Annotated in this window: 12 protein-coding genes and 1 pseudogene; 8 read left to right on the forward strand and 5 right to left on the reverse strand. The window is 51.1% G+C overall.

Annotation, left to right across the window (positions count from 1 at the left end):
- Positions 1 to 217 precede the first annotated feature (217 nt).
- The 4 genes from lolB to dauA all read left to right on the forward strand — a co-directional run bounded on the left by lolB (position 218) and on the right by dauA (position 4,707).
- A complete protein-coding gene (gene lolB / locus AC07UY_RS17300) occupies positions 218 to 841 on the forward strand; it encodes a lipoprotein insertase outer membrane protein LolB (RefSeq protein WP_203360983.1) in 624 nt (207 codons plus the stop codon).
- On the forward strand, positions 838 to 1,689 hold the full coding sequence (gene ispE, locus AC07UY_RS17305) for a 4-(cytidine 5'-diphospho)-2-C-methyl-D-erythritol kinase (RefSeq protein WP_494660505.1): 852 nt from the start codon (positions 838 to 840) through the stop codon (positions 1,687 to 1,689). The genes lolB and ispE overlap by 4 nt, the downstream gene beginning before the upstream one ends.
- A gap of 266 nt (positions 1,690 to 1,955) precedes the next feature.
- Complete coding sequence (gene prs, locus AC07UY_RS17310; RefSeq protein ID WP_001298109.1) at positions 1,956 to 2,903, forward strand: ribose-phosphate diphosphokinase; 948 nt, start codon at positions 1,956 to 1,958, stop codon at positions 2,901 to 2,903.
- A gap of 124 nt (positions 2,904 to 3,027) precedes the next feature.
- Positions 3,028 to 4,707 carry a C4-dicarboxylic acid transporter DauA gene (dauA, locus tag AC07UY_RS17315; protein WP_276294875.1) on the forward strand — a complete coding sequence of 560 codons (1,680 nt, stop codon included), beginning with the start codon at positions 3,028 to 3,030 and terminating at the stop codon, positions 4,705 to 4,707.
- A gap of 65 nt (positions 4,708 to 4,772) precedes the next feature.
- Here dauA and ychH read toward each other — a convergent pair whose 3' ends face one another.
- Positions 4,773 to 5,051 (reverse strand): stress-induced protein YchH, encoded by a 279-nt coding sequence (gene ychH / locus AC07UY_RS17320; protein ID WP_192612442.1) that lies wholly within the window; start codon positions 5,049 to 5,051, stop codon positions 4,773 to 4,775.
- A 275-nt stretch (positions 5,052 to 5,326) separates the two neighbouring features.
- On the opposite strand from ychH, the gene pth reads away from it, so the two are divergent.
- The 3 genes from pth to AC07UY_RS17335 all read left to right on the forward strand — a co-directional run bounded on the left by pth (position 5,327) and on the right by AC07UY_RS17335 (position 8,375).
- Positions 5,327 to 5,911, forward strand: a complete 585-nt coding sequence (pth, locus tag AC07UY_RS17325) for an aminoacyl-tRNA hydrolase (protein ID WP_192612443.1) — start codon at positions 5,327 to 5,329, stop codon at positions 5,909 to 5,911.
- 116 nt (positions 5,912 to 6,027) lie between these two features.
- On the forward strand, positions 6,028 to 7,122 hold the full coding sequence (gene ychF / locus AC07UY_RS17330; RefSeq protein WP_203360980.1) for a redox-regulated ATPase YchF: 1,095 nt from the start codon (positions 6,028 to 6,030) through the stop codon (positions 7,120 to 7,122).
- A 338-nt stretch (positions 7,123 to 7,460) separates the two neighbouring features.
- Positions 7,461 to 8,375 (forward strand): LysR family transcriptional regulator, encoded by a 915-nt coding sequence (locus AC07UY_RS17335; protein WP_301697314.1) that lies wholly within the window; start codon positions 7,461 to 7,463, stop codon positions 8,373 to 8,375.
- A 59-nt stretch (positions 8,376 to 8,434) separates the two neighbouring features.
- On the opposite strand, the gene AC07UY_RS17340 is transcribed toward AC07UY_RS17335, so the two are convergent.
- Entirely contained in the window at positions 8,435 to 9,781 is a 1,347-nt protein-coding gene (locus tag AC07UY_RS17340) for a class-II fumarase/aspartase family protein (RefSeq protein ID WP_494701645.1), read from the reverse strand.
- A 173-nt stretch (positions 9,782 to 9,954) separates the two neighbouring features.
- Between AC07UY_RS17340 and dcuC the strand changes: the two genes are divergently transcribed.
- Positions 9,955 to 11,427, forward strand: a complete 1,473-nt coding sequence (gene dcuC / locus AC07UY_RS17345) for a C4-dicarboxylate transporter DcuC (RefSeq protein ID WP_494701646.1) — start codon at positions 9,955 to 9,957, stop codon at positions 11,425 to 11,427.
- Positions 11,428 to 11,533: 106 nt separating this feature from the next.
- Here the strand turns inward: dcuC and AC07UY_RS17350 are convergent, their stop codons facing one another.
- The 3 genes and pseudogenes from AC07UY_RS17350 to sinH all read right to left on the reverse strand — a co-directional run.
- Complete coding sequence (locus AC07UY_RS17350) at positions 11,534 to 17,083, reverse strand: adhesion domain-containing protein (protein ID WP_494701647.1); 5,550 nt, start codon at positions 17,081 to 17,083, stop codon at positions 11,534 to 11,536.
- Between the two features lie 125 nt (positions 17,084 to 17,208).
- Positions 17,209 to 18,186, reverse strand: a complete 978-nt coding sequence (locus tag AC07UY_RS17355) for a SinI family autotransporter-associated protein (RefSeq protein ID WP_494701648.1) — start codon at positions 18,184 to 18,186, stop codon at positions 17,209 to 17,211.
- A gap of 62 nt (positions 18,187 to 18,248) precedes the next feature.
- Positions 18,249 to 19,991, reverse strand: a pseudogene (gene sinH / locus AC07UY_RS17360) (intimin-like inverse autotransporter SinH); the annotation flags it as partial.
- Between the last annotated feature and the right edge of the window lie 68 nt (positions 19,992 to 20,059).

Genomic DNA, 20,059 nt, shown 5'->3' on the forward strand with positions numbered 1-20,059 from the left:
GGAGTAATAGCTTACCGCACAAATTAAGATAACTTGACCATAGACGATACCCTGTGGCGGCGCTAGCATTAAGGGTTATAACTGCAACCGATGGCAAGATGTTGCCGGATGGCGACGCATTCGCCTGCTCCGGCCTACGGGTTGAGTTTGTAGGCCTGATTTAAGCGTAGCGCCGTCAGGCAATTTTTGCACCGTACTACAAGGATTTGTCATCACTATGACCCTGCCTGATTTTCGCCTGATCCGCCTGCTGCCGCTGGCGAGCCTGGTCCTCACTGCCTGTACCATCAACGCCCCGAAAGGCCCCGGTCAAAGCCCGGATTCCCCGCAATGGCGTCAGCATCAGCAGGAGGTGCGCAACCTGCACCAATATCAGACGCGCGGCGCATTTGCCTATATTTCTGACCAACAGAAGGTTTACGCCCGCTTCTTCTGGCAACAAACGGGACAGGACCGCTATCGCCTGTTGTTAACGAATCCGCTGGGCAGTACGGAGCTGGAGCTGAATGTTCAACCTGGCAATGTGGAGCTTGTCGACAACAAAGGTAAGCACTATACCGCCGACGACGCAGAAGAGATGATTGGCAAGCTGACCGGGATGCCTATTCCGCTCAATAGCCTGCGCCAGTGGATTCTGGGGCTACCGGGCGATGCCACCGATTACACCCTGGACGACAAGTACCGTCTGAGCGAACTGAAATACCGCCAGGACGGGAAAAACTGGAAGGTGGTCTACGGCGGCTATGACAGCAAAACGCAGCCTGCGATGCCTGCAAATATGGAACTGTCTGACGGAAGTCAGCGCATCAAGCTGAAAATGGATAACTGGATTGTGAAATGATGACCCACTGGCCATCCCCTGCAAAACTGAATCTCTTTTTATACATCACCGGACAGCGTGCGGACGGTTATCACACGTTGCAAACGCTGTTCCAGTTTCTGGACTATGGCGACACCATCAGCATTGAAACACGCGACGATGGTGAGCTCCATCTGCTAACGCCTGTCGACGGCGTTGAGAACGACGATAACCTGATCGTTCGCGCCGCGCGTTTGCTGATGAAAACCGCCTCTGCGCGTGGACAACTGCCTGCGGGAAGCGGTGCGAATATTCGCATTGAGAAACGTTTGCCAATGGGCGGCGGTCTGGGAGGCGGCTCTTCCAATGCAGCCACCGTCCTGGTGGCGCTGAATCATCTGTGGCAGTGCGCGCTCTCGGTCGATGAACTGGCAGAAATGGGTTTAACGCTGGGCGCGGACGTGCCGGTGTTTGTTCGCGGGCATGCGGCGTTTGCTGAAGGCGTGGGAGAAATCCTGACGCCCGTCACACCACCTGAGAAATGGTATCTGGTAGTGCATCCTGGCGTAAGCATCCCAACTCCCACTATTTTCAAAGATCCGCAACTTCCACGTAACACGCCAAAAAGGTCAATAGAAACGTTATTAAAATGTGAATTCAGCAACGATTGCGAGGTTATCGCAAGAAAACGTTTTCGCGAGGTTGATGCGGCGCTTTCCTGGCTGTTAGAATACGCGCCGTCGCGCCTGACTGGTACAGGGGCCTGTGTCTTTGCTGAATTCGATACAGAGTCCCATGCACGCCAGGTGCTTGAGCAAGCCCCGGAATGGTTTAACGGCTTTGTGGCGAAAGGTGTCAACCTCTCCCCATTGCATAAAACGTTACTCTAAATTGTCCGCGTTTCAGTAAGTTGGCGAGTTTACCCATCGCCAGGCGTATACAGCAGTATGTGCCTGGTGCGAGTACACGATGCCAGCACACACGAAACGTGAATGATGAGGAGTAAGCCGGGCAAGCTGAGTTTCGGTGACAACGTCACCTTGTTCCAGACGTTGCATCGCGCTCTTTAATACACCGCCTGGATAGGATATTGCCTGGCCCGCACAGTTTTTGGCAGATTCTATCCACCAATGGACGCATGCCTGAGGTTCTTCTCGTGCCTGATATGAAGCTTTTTGCTGGTAACGCCACCCCGGAACTAGCACAACGTATTGCCAACCGCCTGTACACTTCTCTCGGCGACGCCGCTGTAGGTCGCTTTAGCGACGGCGAAGTCAGCGTACAAATTAATGAAAATGTACGCGGTGGTGATATTTTCATCATCCAGTCCACTTGTGCCCCAACGAACGACAACCTGATGGAATTGGTCGTTATGGTCGATGCTCTGCGCCGTGCTTCCGCAGGCCGTATCACCGCCGTTATCCCTTACTTTGGCTATGCGCGTCAGGATCGTCGTGTACGTTCCGCTCGTGTGCCGATTACGGCAAAAGTCGTCGCGGACTTCTTGTCCAGCGTCGGCGTTGACCGTGTACTGACCGTTGACCTGCATGCTGAACAGATCCAGGGCTTCTTTGACGTACCGGTTGATAACGTATTCGGTAGCCCAATTCTGTTAGAAGACATGTTGCAGCTGAACCTGGACAACCCGATTGTGGTTTCTCCGGATATTGGTGGCGTCGTGCGTGCCCGCGCTATCGCTAAGCTGCTGAATGATACCGATATGGCTATCATCGACAAACGCCGTCCGCGTGCTAACGTTTCTCAGGTGATGCACATCATCGGTGACGTCGCAGGTCGTGACTGCGTACTGGTTGATGATATGATCGATACCGGTGGTACGCTGTGCAAAGCTGCAGAAGCGCTGAAAGAACGTGGTGCCAAGCGTGTATTCGCCTACGCAACTCACCCGATCTTCTCCGGTAATGCGGCAAACAACCTGCGTAATTCTGTGATTGATGAAGTCGTTGTCTGTGACACCATTCCACTGAGCGATGAAATCAAATCACTGCCGAACGTGCGTACGTTGACCCTGTCGGGTATGCTGGCCGAAGCGATTCGTCGTATCAGCAACGAAGAATCAATCTCTGCTATGTTCGAACATTAATCGAACCCGGCTCAAAGACCCGCTGCGGCGGGTTTTTTTGTCTGTAGTCCTTATTTGTATGACTTATGCCTCCTTCACCTGCCATTTAGTTGACAGATGATGCGCTCATGGATGAAACATTATTGTGAACAGATTATTTTCCTCACATGTGATGCCTTTCCGCGCCCTCATCGACGCTTGTTGGAAAGAAAAATACACCGCCTCTCGATTTACTCGAGATCTGATCGCCGGGATAACCGTTGGGATCATTGCCATTCCATTGGCCATGGCCCTGGCCATCGGCAGTGGCGTCGCGCCGCAGTACGGCCTTTACACCTCTGCCGTGGCCGGGATTGTCATTGCCCTGACCGGCGGTTCGCGCTTTAGCGTCTCCGGCCCCACCGCCGCGTTTGTGGTGATCCTCTACCCGGTGTCGCAGCAGTTTGGGCTGGCCGGTCTGCTGGTCGCGACCCTGATGTCCGGTATTTTTCTGATCCTTTTTGGCCTGGCCCGTTTTGGTCGCCTGATCGAATACATTCCTGTCTCAGTGACCCTGGGCTTTACGTCCGGTATTGGTATCACCATTGGGACCATGCAAATTAAAGATTTTCTTGGTCTGCAACTGGCCCATGTTCCGGAGCATTATTTGCAGAAAGTCGGCGCTTTGTTTATGGCGCTGCCGACAATCAACCTGGGCGATGCCGCTATTGGCGTCGTCACCCTGGGAACCCTGATTTTGTGGCCCCGTTTGGGGATCCGCCTGCCAGGACACCTTCCGGCGCTGTTGGCAGGCTGTGCAGTCATGGGGATCGTCAATCTGACCGGAGGGCACGTCGCCACCATCGGTTCCCAGTTCCACTATATTCTCGCCGATGGTTCACAGGGCAACGGCATTCCGCAACTGTTGCCGCAGTTAGTGCTGCCGTGGAATCTGCCTGATTCCGATTTCACACTCAGTTGGGCCTCTCTGCGTGCCCTGCTTCCAGCGGCGTTCTCAATGGCAATGCTTGGGGCGATTGAATCCCTGCTGTGCGCCGTGGTGCTTGACGGTATGACCGGCACCAAGCATAAGGCCAATAGCGAACTGATCGGTCAGGGGCTGGGTAACATCGTCGCACCGTTCTTTGGCGGCATTACCGCGACGGCGGCGATTGCCCGCTCTGCGGCTAACGTCCGCGCCGGAGCGACCTCACCTGTCTCTGCGGTGATCCACGCCATCCTGGTCATCCTTGCCCTTCTGGTACTGGCACCGCTGCTTTCCTGGCTGCCGCTTTCCGCGATGGCGGCCCTGCTGCTGATGGTCGCCTGGAATATGAGCGAAGCCCATAAAGTCGTAGACCTATTGCGCCATGCGCCGAAGGACGACATCATCGTCATGCTGATGTGTATGTCACTGACGGTACTGTTTGATATGGTGATTGCTATTAGCGTGGGGATTGTTCTCGCGTCCCTGCTCTTCATGCGTCGCATCGCGCGTATGACGCGTCTGGCGGCAGTGAACGTCGACGTTCCGGATGACGTGCTGGTGCTGCGCGTGATTGGGCCACTGTTCTTTGCGGCGGCTGAAGGACTCTTTACCGACCTGGAGTCACGTATTGAAGGCAAACGGATCGTTGTTCTGAAGTGGGATGCGGTACCAGTGCTGGATGCAGGGGGTCTGGATGCCTTCCAGCGCTTTGTGAAGCGTTTACCCGAAGGCTGTGAGCTGCGAATCAGTAATCTGGAGTTCCAGCCATTACGTACCATGGCGCGCGCAGGCATCCAACCGATTCCTGGTCGCCTGGCGTTCTTCCCTAATCGCGAAGCCGCACTGGCTGATTTGTAATCACTATCAATTACCGGTCTGCGCCTTTGCGGACCGGTAATTAAAAAGTGACAGGCAAGATAAACTTAGCTGTGACGACGATTATCGCTGCGACGACAACGTTTATCGTAGTGGCGAACCCACCAGTATCTGTCACTTACCTGCTCATGCCCGCCAACACGCGCTCCTGCCAGCCAGAGGATAGCGCCGACAAAGATACTGAGCACCGCGCCGTGTGCGAAAAACTGCGGCAGGTTAAACTGCGGAAGCTGATTTAAAATGGAATAACCAACACCAACAACCATTACCACTAAACCCAACCCCATGAGCACATTGCCGAGTAGCGAAGCGTTTTTGCGTTTCATGTGTCACCTCCGGAACTTTTGGGTTGCTGCAGGGAATACCCCTAATCCTTATGTGTAAAGTATAGACAACAGTTATCTTTGCATGTGCGGGAACGATCACAATTACAAACATCTGTTCAACAAAACTTTACAAATAACCCTCTGAACACCTTGACATTTCAATAGTCCACAAGGGAAATTATTCAGTTCCTCTCTCAACGCACGCTGTTTTTTGTCAAGCGACGCCGCAGACAGTACACTACGCGCCAGTGATAGACATACTCAGGACAAATAGCGTGACGATTAAATTGATTGTCGGCCTGGCAAACCCCGGCGCTGAATACGCAGCAACCCGACACAATGCAGGCGCATGGTTCGTTGATTTACTGGCAGAGCGATTGCGCGCCCCTCTGCGCGATGAGCCTAAATTCTTTGGTTATACCTCCCGAGTGACGCTGGAGGGCGAAGATGTTCGCCTTTTAGTCCCGACCACATTTATGAATCTGAGTGGCAAGGCGGTTGGCGCAATGGCCAGCTTTTACCGTATTAATCCCGATGAAATTCTGGTCGCTCACGACGAACTGGATCTCCCCCCCGGCGTGGCGAAGTTTAAACTGGGCGGCGGACACGGCGGACATAACGGGCTGAAAGATATCATTAGCAAGTTGGGCAATAACCCTAACTTTCATCGCTTACGTGTCGGAATAGGGCATCCCGGCGATAAAAACAAAGTTGTGGGCTTCGTGTTAGGCAAACCGCCTGTTTCTGAACAGAAGTTAATTGATGAAGCCATTGACGAAGCGGCCCGTTGCACGGAGATTTGGTTCAAAGATGGCCTGACTAAAGCAACGAGCCGGCTGCATACCTTTAAAGCGCAATAAGCAGGGATATGCGGCATTTTTGCCTTACGCTGTGTATAATAGGCAAAGTTATTTACTTTTCTACAATCTGTTTTCTATAACAGGTTGATTATCAAGATATTAAGGTGATTTAAATCATGGGATTCAAATGCGGTATCGTCGGTTTGCCCAACGTCGGGAAATCTACCCTGTTCAATGCGCTGACCAAAGCCGGTATTGAAGCGGCAAACTTCCCGTTCTGCACTATCGAGCCGAATACCGGTGTCGTACCAATGCCCGATCCTCGTCTGGACCAACTGGCAGAGATCGTTAAGCCGCAGCGCATTCTCCCCACCACTATGGAATTCGTCGACATCGCTGGTCTGGTAAAAGGGGCGTCCAAAGGTGAAGGCCTGGGTAACCAGTTCCTGACCAACATTCGTGAAACCGAAGCCATCGGCCACGTTGTTCGCTGCTTTGAAAACGACAACATCATCCACGTGAATAACAAAGTCGATCCGGCTGACGATATTGACGTTATCAATACCGAACTGGCGCTGTCAGATCTCGACACCTGCGAACGTGCCCTGCACCGCGTGCAGAAGAAAGCCAAAGGTGGCGATAAAGACGCCAAAGCCGAACAGGCCGCGCTGGAAAAATGTCTGCCGCAGCTGGAAAACGCAGGCATGTTGCGTGCGCTGAAAAATCTGACCGACGAAGACAAAGCGGCAATCAAATACCTGAGCTTCCTGACCCTGAAGCCAACCATGTATATCGCCAACGTGAACGAAGACGGTTTTGAAAATAACCCGTACCTCGATAAAGTGCGCGAAATCGCGGCTGCGGAAGGTTCTGTCGTGGTTGCCGTGTGTGCCGCCGTTGAATCCGATATCGCTGAACTCGACGATGCCGATCGCGAAGAGTTTATGGCAGAACTCGGGATCGAAGAGCCGGGCCTGAACCGCGTTATTCGTGCTGGTTACGAACTGCTGAACCTGCAGACGTACTTCACCGCAGGCGTAAAAGAAGTTCGCGCATGGACCATCCCGGTCGGCGCTACTGCACCGCAAGCGGCAGGTAAAATCCATACCGATTTCGAAAAAGGATTTATCCGCGCCCAGACCATCGCATTCGAAGATTTCATCACCTACAAAGGTGAACAAGGTGCGAAAGAAGCCGGTAAGATGCGCGCCGAAGGTAAGGACTATATCGTTAAAGATGGCGACGTGATGAACTTCCTGTTCAACGTCTAAATAAAATTTGTTGTCTCATGAGGTTTTATTGAATCTCGTGGCAACCAACAAACCCGATAAAATCCACGCAATTGCGTGGATTTTTCTTTTCACAGTGTCTTAGATGTTATCGAGAAAACACAGGTCGCTGTTCCGTTATATTGTTCCCTGAAGCTATAAAAACCTCAATGATGCAGGTGCTGCCCTGATATAAACGGATCATCTTCAGAGCAACTTTACCGGTTGGTGTGCCATGCCAGGCACCGGGACAGTACTCTTGGTATTCAGAGTTTATTCAAACCAGTTAGCGAGATACAATATCTCTGAGAAAAAACTATGCGCAATCTACGGTGGGTGGCATGAAAAAAAATTTATCGGTTCGTTGGGCTTCGTTCAGGGACTTTGAAATCATTAAGGCCCTAGTTGAAAAAGGGTCTGCTACCCAGGCGGCTGAATATCTAAGTATCAGTCAGCCAGCCGTCAGTAAAGCGATTGCCAGCATAGAAGAAAAATCAGGGAAAGTGCTGTTTATCAGAGAAAAAGGCCGATTTATTCCCACCAAAGAGGCCCTTTTCTTCTATGAAGAGATCCTCAATATTTTTTCCTCACTGCAAAGAATGGATGAAAATGACTGGACCCATCATGCTGCGGAGACGATCAGGGTTATCACCACACCCACTATTGCGTATTCTTTCCTGGCACCTCTTACCGCGCGTTATATCAAAGAAAAAAATGGCGTGAAGGTGAATTTTTCTGTTGTGAACTCTGTGGACCTACTCAATGAGCTCAGAGAGGGGCACGCAGATATTGCGCTTGGTAATGCTGATATCAATAATCGAGTTTCAGAATTATCAGCTCACCCGGTGATTAAAGCGCAAATAGTTTGTCTGATGCACAAAAACAACGAACTTGCCAAAAAAGACAGACTGGCGCTGACAGATTTCAATTACAGAAATCTGATCATGTATACGCCAAGAAATATCCTTTCAACCAAAATAAAAAGGGCATTTTCTGAAGTCAATGTCGAACCAAACGTAGTCGCCGAGGTTTCTGATTCCCTTATTGCCATGAGCTTTGTAAATGAAAATCTCGGGCTGTGCCTTGCACCCGATTTCCCGATGAGGGGGCACATTCCCGAGCATGTTCTCGTCAAGAATATAGACATTAATATTTATGATGAAATGATATTCTTCACCCTAAAAAACGGTGCTAACCCCTATCATATGGACTATATCGAATATATGATCAACCACGCTAAAGAGTTCAGTCTCTAGCTTCCCACAAGACGTGAGAAACCTAATGAGAACATCAGACCACAGCGTGGTGAATTCGATTAATGCTTCTGATTTTTCAACACATAGTCCACACAATTGACGGCCTCGCCAATGTAACTGGTTTCATCGAGCAGGTTGTCAATATTAATGGCAATACCTGAGTCGATAATATTCAGCTGCATGCGAATACAATCCGAGAAAGGCAAATTATTTTTAACTGAGGACATCGCCGCCTCGTAGAGTATATGATGCGCCTCTGAACGGCCGATATCCTTTGCCAGTGCCATCATAATGGACTCTGAAAGGATCAGTCCTTTAGTCAGCCGAATGTTTTCCAACATTTTTTCAGGATATATCTGTAGACCCGCAATAAGGTTTAGCAAGTTTTCGCTGATGGATACCGAAATAATCGCCGTTTCCGGGAGCGTGACGTCCATCACGTTACTTTCAGCCGCATCGCCTTCATTCATTCGGACCATTGACTGATACGAAAGAGGAACACGTGAACGCATCAGTTGAGCCAGCCCAACCAAATTTTGAGCGTTCTGAGGGTTTCTCTTTTGCGCCATCGTTGAGCTACCGACTTTCCCATGGTGGAAGCTTTCTTCCAGTTCCGCAATTTCAGTCCTCTGCAGGAAGATAACCTCCTCAGCCACTTTCTCTGCAAAGGCCGCAAGCTGACCAAGAACAGCGACATAATGCGTTATGCCATCATAGGATGTTCTCACTGGCACGGGGTTGGAAGCCAGATTGAGTCGTCGCGCCATGCCTTCCTGTACTTCCCGACCTTTTCCTTCCATAGCCGAAAATGTCCCAACAGCGCCTCCCATACTGACCACAAAGGCATCCTGAGTTGCTTCGCAAAGTCTTCTGTCAATACGATGCAATTCTGCATGCCAGCCAGCAACCTTAAAACCAAATGTGATAGGCAATGCATGCTGACCGTGAGTACGACCAGCCTGAACATACTCTTTCGAAGAAGATGCCAGTTCCATAAGCGAAGTTAGCGTCTTCTCAAGAAAAGCCGAAATCATGTTGTGGCTGGCGCGCAATTGTAAAACGGCACCGGTATCGAAGATATTCTGCGTCGTAGCACCCCAGTGGATGTATTTGGCCGTTTCTTTACCGCATACCCGTTCAAACTCTTTCAGAACCGGTACAAAGGGGTGACACGTCTGGCGTATCCCATCCTTGATGGCAGCAATATCGAGGGACTCTACTTTTGCCGATTGGGAAATGCAATTAGCACTCTCCTGGGGGATCATATCGAGAGTTGCCTGAGCCTGAGCCAGCGCTGCTTCAACATCGAGCCATGCCTGCATAGTTGCAGTATCCGACCAGAGTGCCTTGGCCTCAGCATTAAACCAGTGGCCTGTGATACAGGATTCAAACATGCCAGTACTCATAGGTAATTCCTCATTTGTTATGAATCAATAACCATTATGATATACATAAAAATAAATCTAGAAATGACATCTTGGCTATTTTTTTCTCTTTTTATGTTTTATGACTAAAGTCACACATTTTATAGGTTATATGATCATAACATATAGGTAATGTTATCTGTCAGGTGCTAAGCATGCAAAACACTATGTTAAAAAAGGCCAGAGTAGCGTTCGCTATCATACTGGGATTCATTGCCTTAATCGGGTTGAAATTTGCCTTTGGGGACAAAGCCTTTGTTTTAATAACTTCTTTTTTAGTTATCGTGATGGTCAGCGCCGGGATCGCAAAAAAATACTATGCCCAGGCCATCATTCTTTGTGGTGGTATTAGCTTACTGATTATTACAGCGCTGTTTTTTCCGGATGTCGCAATAACTAAAGCCACATCGGGTTCAAAGCTTTTAGACATTTTTATTGAAATTAAAGCCCTGTTTTCTGACAGCATTGCCAAGCTTGGTCTGATAATTATGGTCATTGCCGGTTTCTCCCGGTACATGAACGATATCGGTGCATCACAAAAACTTGTCGAAATCTGCATCACTCCGCTGAAGAAAATTAATGCAAAATACGTGCTGCTGGGTACCTGCTATATCTTGATGCAAATTCTTGCGTTGTTTATTTCAAGTCCTTCCGGACTGGCGTTATTAATGTTAACGACTCTGTATCCAGTACTGCGCTCCATTGGATGCTCTAAAGCCGCAGTGGCCTCAGTCATTGCCTCCGGTATTTGCATTGATTATGGACCATCAGCATCAGGAAGTGTCCTGATTTCAGAAATTACCGGCTACGATCTTTTTTCCTTCTTCGTGGATAAACAGATACCTATCGTTGCTATTTTGTTCGTAGTCATCGGCGTATCTCACATGATTATGCAAGCGTACTGGGATAAAAAGGAAGGTGAGCATCACAAGCAGCCACAAGAAGATGAACAGGTCATTGCTTCCGCTTCGCATATTCCTGGGTATTATGCGCTGCTGCCTGTAGTACCGATGATTATCCTGTTTACCTTCTCCAGTCTGTTGGAAGAATATTTACCTACTTTTTTAAGATTTAAAATTGATGTGGTCTCAGCCATTATCTTGTCATTTTTTATCGCCTTTATTCTGGACTCACTGAGAGCATTCGATTTAAAAAAATCCACGGATAAAGTGCTGGGACTGTTTGATCAAATGGGTCAGTCTTTTATTACAGTTGTTTCGATTTTGCTATGTGCACAAGTACTGGTTGCAGGGATAATAAAAATCGGCTTTATCGATACTCTATTTAGCTTTATTCCCAGCGAAGAACATTATGCGATTCTGATGATTGTCCTTTTCAGCCTGCTGATTTTCCTTGGCTCAGTAATTATGGGGACAGCTACAGTATTTAACGCATTTGCGCCACTGAGTGCCGAAGTCGCTCGTGGCGCAGGGATCTCCGTCTTTAAGATGCTGGTACCGTTGCACTTTGCGGCGAGTCTGGGACGCAGTTTTTCTCCTATTTCAGGGGTTATTCTGGCAGTATCAGGGTTTATTGGTGTAACACCTTTCGAGATAATAAAACGAAATAGTGTCCAATTGGTGTTAGCATACGTACTGATGATGATTCTATCTATTTATCTTCTTTAATTACGTACAATTATGCACCTCTTCGGCAATAGCCAGGTGCAGGGAATAATCAATAAATTTAAAATCCACGCAATTGCGTGGATTTTTCTTTTCGCACTCTCTCAATTTATCGCCTGATAGACGCAGTCCCCAATGGGTATCCGGGAAAATTCAGCGCAGTGCTGGCAGACCCGGACCTGGTGTGCGACTGCGTCAGGCAAACCAGCAGGGCATAATCTGTCGTAGACGCTGACATTGTCGCTTGCGTACTTCCTGAAGCCAGATTGATAGATTGCGCCTTATTGTCTGCCGTCAGATCGGCACCCCAATAGACATAATTGGTCGGCCATCCATAAAGCGTTGCCACCGCACCACCTGGATGATCACCGTAGAGTGTTTGCCACTCACTGAGCAGCGGTATTTTATCGATGGAACATCCCTCGATATTCAACGAAGAAGCCTGTGGGTAAGTTATCGCAGACCATTTTTCGTTATTAGCCGAACTGTAGGAACCCACACCGATCTCTGCCTGAAGCATTGGCCGACGAAAAACAACGCCATCACTGCTGGTTACTGTCTCTGGCATATGACCCCAGTACTGGGCTTTACTGGAGTCAGGACTCGTCAGCACGGTAAAAACAGTGTCCAGACTGGACGTTACGCCGGGAATGTCAGTGATCGCGATATTAATCGGTGCTTTTGTGCCTTTTACGGTTGACGGACGCGTCATATCCAGAAGCAGGTTACCGGCGTCATCAGTAGACAAATTGCTTGTTGATCCTGGTGAAGGCAATGTGGAGCCGTTAACCGTCATCGCTTGTGCTGACTCCTGGACTGCCTGACGGTTATAATCATTGCCGCGGGAAATGGTCAGCATTGTTGCGGGTACGGGATTGCCGCTGGCATCTTCGACGGTCACGTTTAGATGAAGTGTCTCACCGCTTTTTGCCTTCGCAACATTCTGTGATGCATCCCATTGCGTGCTATCGACGGGTTTGATAACGATCTTCGATGGCGCTGGGTTGGCGTCTTTCAGGCACGTAATCATCATCCACGATGATCCACTCGCAGAATACGTATATCCGCTTTTTAATTCGATTGAATACCAGGCCGAAAGTCTGTCTGGATAATAATACGTGGAGGTCCAGTAATTATAACTTGAGGTGACCGGCCAACCGAATTCGGTACTGATCTTATTGCCACTGTGCGCATCATATAACGCACTCATTTGAGCGATCTGCGGTAAATGGTTTACCGCACATCCCCCCGCCTCTGGGTTGTTGAAAGCCACGTTATGATCCCTCACGGTTGCCCAGGATTCATTGCTTATCGTCGTATGACCACTCGCTGATGGGGCCTCCGCCGCCAGTTTTGGCCGCTCAAAAACGATATCATCTACCGTGATGGTATCTGGCATATGTCCCCACATCGCGGCTTTATCACTGTCCGGACTGGTTACTATCGTAAAAATAGAGGGCATATTTTCAACTATTGCGCTGTTTTCATCGGGTGAAACAGAGAGTAATGCCTCAAACCCTGCACCTCCTGAAACCTCCACCAGCGCCTGCCCATTGCTGTCCGTGACACCGTAGAAACGGGTATTCCCTGATAAATATGTCGTAGTTCCTCCGGGATATCCTGCGTACAGGTAACCGCTGTAAGACTCACCATTACGTTTCGTGCCCGATGCACCAAGAATAGAAAAAGCGACATCTGGTACTTCATTCCCCTGTGCGTCTTTGAATTTTATCTGCCACGTAATTTTCTCACCTTTTTTCACTTTGGCGGCATGCAGTTCGGGTACATATTGCGCAGACGTCAGTTCAATTTGAGCGACATTCCCCTTTGGTCGCGCTTTATCAAGACAAGTCAGATACTTTGTTTGATTTTGTGCCATCCCCGAACTGCTGTCCGAATACAGGCTAACGGTATAATAATTGCGACTGGCGGTAACAGAATTATCAGCCGTATTACTCCAGTAGTAGGTGTAGGTGGGCCATCCTTGTTCAGATTCCATTTTGCCGCCCGGATAGGCGCTGTAGAGCGAATTGAGCGAATCTCTGGTCGGGATATGTGCCTCATCGCATCCAGATGAGGCGTTATCTTGTGCCTGCGGATACGTTAAGACAGCCCACGACTCATAATTTTCCGAAGCAGATTTATACCCGCTCGTCTGAGCCAGTTCATTAAAGAGTTTCGGGCGTTTAAAGACGGTACCATCGGTTGCCGTCAGCGTTTCGGGCATATGCCCCCAGTAAGTCGCTTTCGCCGAGTCCGGGCTGGTGACAACGGTAAAAAGGGTGTCTATGCCTGCCGTGACGCTGGCGTTATCAGACAGCTTTGCGGTAAGCGTCGCTTTTGTGCCTTTGGTGTTTGCCCTGGTGATCTCCAGAATCAGACTACCGTCAGCGCCGGTTGACGCATACAGCAAAGAGGATGTATTAGCTAATGCCTGCCCGTTAATCACCATGGATGCGGGGGCACTCTCTTTGACGTCCTGGCGAGAATAATCGTCTCCGCGCGAGATTACGACCGACGTATCCGGTACCGGATTGCCCGCACTGTCCTTTGTCGTCAGTTTTAATCGCAGCGTATCGTCTTTTTTCACCCTGGCGGCGTTCAGCGTCTCTGACCACTGAGATTTATCCACCGTCTCCAGGGTTATTTGTGCCGCTACCGGGTTAGCGTCTTTCAGACAGGAGACCATGTATACAGAGGTGGCGGTGGTGGTACCCGTACTACCGGACGCCATATTGATGATATCCCATTTGCCGCTGGTTCCTGAAGAGAGCGTCGACGTCCAGTAGGTATAAGCAACAGGCCAGCCGTGTTCGGTATTCATTTTACTATCTTTGTTCGCGTTATACAGCGCCGTCATCTGACCTGTACTGGGAAGGTGGCTGGTGTCACATCCTCCCGCCGCGCTGCTCTGTGCACCAGCGTGATCCAGCTCACCCCACACCTCGTTATCCAGCGCACGCGTTGAGCCACCTGGGGTGGCAGTAAACTCACTCACCAGTTTAGGACGATAAAATGTATCATCACCCACCGTCACGCTGTCATCCATGTGCCCCCACATCTGCGCTTTGTCCGTATCCGGGCTGGTGACGGCGGTAAAAATCACCTCATAGTTAATCGCATCGGCAACCCGCGAGTCATTCAGTTTGATGATCAGCGGCGTTTTTACGCCAGGCCCTTTCGGTTGCTCAATGACCAGTTGCGCCTGCCCCTGCGCATCCGTTGTCCCCAGGTAAGAGCCAGTCATGCCGCTGTTGGTGCCAAACGACTGTCCGTTCACTATCAACGCGCCGCCGGATGTAAACCCGGTGGCACTCCCCTGCCGGTTAGTCGACGCTTCGGACGTCACCGTGAACGCCACGTTCGGCGCAGGCAAACCGTTTACCGCGTTGGTTGTCTGCACCGTCAGCGTGATGGGTTCTCCCGCTTTCGCTTTTGCAAGCCGCGGGCTGGCGTCGCCGTTGGTAATGACCTGAAGCTGCGCCACCAGCTCCGTGGCGGCGCAGGAGAGATAGTTCGGCGCGCTACCGGTAAAGCTGCCCTGGTCGCCGTTTTTCAGGCTGACGTTGTGGTACGTGGTGCCATCCGTGTCTGCCGCTATGTAGCTGTAACCGTCTGTCGGCCACCCCAACGCCGTGACTATCTGGTTTGCGCTGTGCCCGGCATACAGTTTTTCCAGCGAACTGGCTGACGGCACCTGTCCGTCACCGCACTGGCTTTCCGCCTTACTCAGCTGCGCAAATGTCGCCCAGTCCTCGTTGTTTTCCCGGTAATTACCCGTTTCATAGCCAGATTCAGCCGCCAGTAGCGGGCGCACGAACAGACTGCCGTCTGCCGTTGCCGCATCCTTCATATGGCCCCACATGCGGGCTTTGTCGCTGTCCGGACTGGTGATGACGGTAAAAATCACGTCTTTACTGTCAGTGGTGGTATACCCTTTGCGCATTTCGGCCGTGATGGTGGTACGCACGCCGGCGCCCTGGGGCTGGGTCAAAACTACGGTTGCGGCGCCGTTGGCATCGGTAACCCCCTCATAAAGGTGTGGATCGCTGGCCTGAATCTGCTCGCCAGTGATCACCACGGGAGACGTTTCCCACTCGGAACTGGTTTCATTGGCGCGGTTATGTACCTCGCCCAGCGTCAGGGAGTAATACATGTGAGGAAGCGGCTCCCCGGTCACGCTGTCGGTGATCGTGACCGTCATGGTGATGGATTCCCCGGTCATCGCTTTCGCCGCAGTTAGCGTGGTGTCGTAATGATCAGGCGTCAGCGTTATTTTGGGTGTAACCACCGGCATAGCGTGATCCACGCAACTGACAAGGTAGTGCTCACTGTCATTGCTGGATGCGCTCTCCTGACCATTCATATCCACCGCGAAGTGCCGCCCTGATTCACCGGGCGAAGCCGACCAGTAATCATTGCCCTGTATCGGCCACCCCAGCGTGTCCTGAATAGTTTGCGTGCCCTGGGCAACGTCCAGCGCGACTAACCGTCGGAGATCCGGCAGAAGGGAATTGCAATGGCTGTTAGCGTTGTTCCAGTCAAACAACGCCCAGACTTCGTTATGGTCGGTCACTGCGCCATTCGTTCCAGTGGCCTCCCCCGCCAGTTTAGGGCGACTAAAGGTAAAATCGCCTACCGTGGTACTCTCCGCCATATGGCCCCACATCGCGGCTTTATCGCTGTTCGGGCTGGTCAGCGTGGTGAATATCACATCCACATCTTCTTCCAACACGCTGCTTTTTGATGGCTTCACCTTCAGCGTGGTTTTTACCCCAGGCCCACCATCCTGCGTTACTGCCACGGTCGCCGTACCGTTAGCATCCGTGACACCCTGATATTCGGTGTCGACGGTGGTCAGTTCGGTATTGCCGATATGCACCGGTGCGTCGTTTTTAACATCGCCCCGTCGGCCAAGCGCATCGCTGCGGGTAATGACAAAGGGTACGTTATTCAGCACATTTCCAGCGCAGTCATGGGTGGTAATGGTCAGTACGATACTCTCACCGGCCTTCACCTTCGCGGCTTTCAGCGTATCGTCATAGTGGCTGGCGCTGACCGTCAGCGGCGCATTCGGCGACGGAGCGATATCAATTGCCACCCGCTTATCCTGCAGCGCCACGGTACCGGTGGTGGGCGAGCCGGTGAGCGTGGAGAGATACAGCAGAGGTAGCGGCGCCGTCGAATCCACCTGCGGCCACGTCACCAGATGACGCCCGGCCAGATTTTGTGCACAAAAGCTTTCGTCGTCCACCGGCTGTGGATCAAGCAGCGTATCCGGGGTGGCGGCATCGGCCCAGACCAGGTCCGCGCCGGGCGGCTGCTGGTTCTCCCACTGTAGCGCTGGCGGTGCGGCGAACAGGTCGCCTTCGGTATCGTGGGGATTCGTCAGGATAAGATGACTGGCGGCAGTATCAGCACTGAAATCGCCGGGCGTTGCGCTGAACGGTACGGCGTACGTTTTTGAGGGATCCAGCTGTATACTGCCCTGATAAACCGCGATCGCCGCGCTGTCGGCCTGTGGGCTGGTCCCCTTAATTTCACCTGTAGAGGTGGGCGTTGTCTGCCAGGTTCCGCCTTTAAGCGCGGCCTGGGCTGAAAATGCGGGTATCCCGAACGACATCGCCAGTAGCAATAAGATACTCAATATCTTCTTCATTTTCCGATATCCGCGCATAAATCAGTCCTGACTGGTTTCGTTCTGTTTGTTCAGTGGTGTATTCAACAAAAAATGCATCTGCAAAAATGCCATTCCCCATGGAGAATGGCATCAGAGATAAAACACTATTTACGTTTGTATTTGATGGCCAGCGTATTGCCCTGAACGCCATCCACGCCTGCGCCGGAGAGAACACCGGTTGCGGCAGTATTGGTTGCCGGGAGCACCAGATCCTGGTTCTGTACGCTGGAATCGCCGGACGTATTTGCCGTCGCGCTCGTACCGGTGAACACCCACATATAGTCATAGTAGCTGGTGACATCGGTATCCGTACCGGAATCGTAGGTGCCGTTACCGTTGGTATCTCGCCACAGTTTGACCTTATAGGTATGACCGGTATGCAGTGGAACCGTGGTGTTCTTGAGCAGGTTAACCGTGGTATCGGCGGCGTCATAAATCGTCACCTTCAGATCGTCATCCACCACCGGCCCTTCCGGAATATCATCACTGTCGCTACCGCCGCCAGCCGCGGTGGACAAATCGGCCATATCAACCAGCACGCCCGTGCGGGGATCGCCGGTCTCCGTCATCGGGGTAATTTGCATCCCGATATAACAGTTCTCGTCTGCGGCTACGATGGTATAAGAGTCCGAGCCATTCGTGCCGTTGCCCTGAAGGGACCGACCATCCTTTTTGCTCTGATCTTTGTAACACATCCACTTGATGCTCTTTTTCGTTAACCCCGTGGCGTCAGTATCGCCTTCAGCATCGTTGATATCCCAGGAGACGGTGAGCTTATCGCCGACATGAAGTTGCTTCTCGCCATCCGTCGACGCCGTAGATCCGCCCGTACGACCCGAGCGATCAATTTCCACCTTGACGTGCAGGCCGTCATCGGTCGCTGGCGCGCTCGGGATTTTAATTTTAGGGGCCGTACCGACAATGCTGCCCGTGTTACCACTCGTCAACCAGCCAGCCCCCTCTTTTAGATTGCCCACTTTACTCACTTTATTCGCTGCAAATGCGACAGGTACGGAGCAATATCCGGCAATGGCTAACGCTATAGCAATTTTGGTCAGACGCTGTGTTGTTACTTGTTTCATTAATATTCCTCTTGTTTCGAATATCAGCGACTGGCCTTGTTAACCATCGCGCCAATAGCCTTTTACTTTTTGTGATACGTGACACGTATCCCATACCCCTGAACGCCACTTTTTTCGCTGGCGCCAAATTTTTGCTTCGCTTCACGGTTCGTCACCGGAAGCACCAAATCCTGGTTCTCGGTATTGGTTTGTGCCCCCGAATCCCCGCTGATGCTTACACCCGTAAACTCCCATTTGTAGTCGTACTGCGCCATTTCCTCAGCGCTGAGCTGCTCCGACATCTGGAACACCCCGTCCTTGTTTTTATCGCGCCATAACATAAATCGGTATGCGCTGTTCAATGGCAGGTGTCCGTTCTTATTCCCAATTAAATTCACCGGGTTACCGACATGAGTCTGGTAAATAGCAGCATTAACATCGTTGATGTTTTGGCCCAGGAAAGTGATGTCCACATAATTACTGTCATCGTAGGCATCCGTTTTCGCCTTCCAGCGAAAAGTGCCCGGCTGCGTACTGGAGAGAGTGAGGGTTCCGGCCTGTTTATCGCGGTTGGCGATAAACACGCAGGGTGTTACGTTCGTGCAGGGTTTGGTCGAGAGCGCGACCTTTTTGTCATTGCTGTCGTACAGCTCAGGCACCATGGCGTCATCCGTCAGTTTGTCGCCTTTGCTGTCGTTATCATCGCCATAAGCATCTGTCAGCAGCAGTGCCATCACGACGCCGTCGACGCCATCCGCCTGTGCGCTGGCCTCGTGTTTATGCTGACTGAGATCGGCCCCCGCGAGGGTATCAACAACCAGTTCAATTTTGCGGTGCTGCTGTACCGTCAACTCCACGATGCCGGAGTTCTGCTGATTACCTTCTTCATCCACCAGCGTGATCCTGACTTTCCATGTATTCAACGCAAGACGTTCAGCATCCGTGGCCGCGTTTTCCCATGTAGGCAATACCAGATTCCAGCTGTTGTTATTACCTTCCGTCAGCGTGTTCGCTTTAACCACGGGCATGACCAGCGTACGGTTCGCATTATTCTTTGCCTGCCATGATGCCGCCGCTATTTTGTAGTGATGACTCACCAGTGCATTGATCGTCCACTTACATTTTTCCAGGCCCACGCCCGCTTCCGGCGTATCGCTGATCACGCATTCCGGATGTTCATTGGTTGTGTCGGCTTTCAGAAATAGCGAAACGTCCAGCGGATCTTTTTCGCGATATTCGAGAACGATAAAGTTATTGCGGTCGACAAAATCATGGCGACTGCCTTCCAGTGAATGCTGGATTTTGACATTTTCCGGATCGAGCTGTGCCTTAAGCGGTGTGCCAAACTGATAATTTAGCGTGGCTGTCACGTTCACATCCGTGTTATCACCCGTCCCGGCTTTATAATCCGTACTGAACGTGAGCAACGGTACAGGGGTATAATTCAGCCCGAGCGTGACGGCCTGCGGGTTACGCTCCAGGTTATCTTCACCAAACAGCGCCACCTCATCACCGTAATAGTGTTCATAGACCAGCTTACCGCCGACCTGTGGGTAAAACGGCAGCCATGTCTCCATGCGTACATCCCAGCCACGGGCCGGGCGCTCTTCATAAAAATCTAAATCCTGCGAATTTTTCCAGCCGGAGAGCGGATGATAATAGTTGCCAGAGAATCGCAGGAAATCGGTCCAGGATTCGACGCCCAGCCCCAGGCGACGATGATTACGGGTAAAATCATAATCATAAAAAGTATTGCCGCCGAGCATCCAGCGCCCAATATTATGGCGGATGCCTAATCCCGCATTACTGATAGTACGATCTGATCTTACCCGCGAATAGTGGACACGCGACTAAGTGAGTAAACTCTCAATCAGAGGTGACTCATGACAAAACC

Source organism: Citrobacter sp. GW821-FHT02E08 (assembly GCF_059421685.1).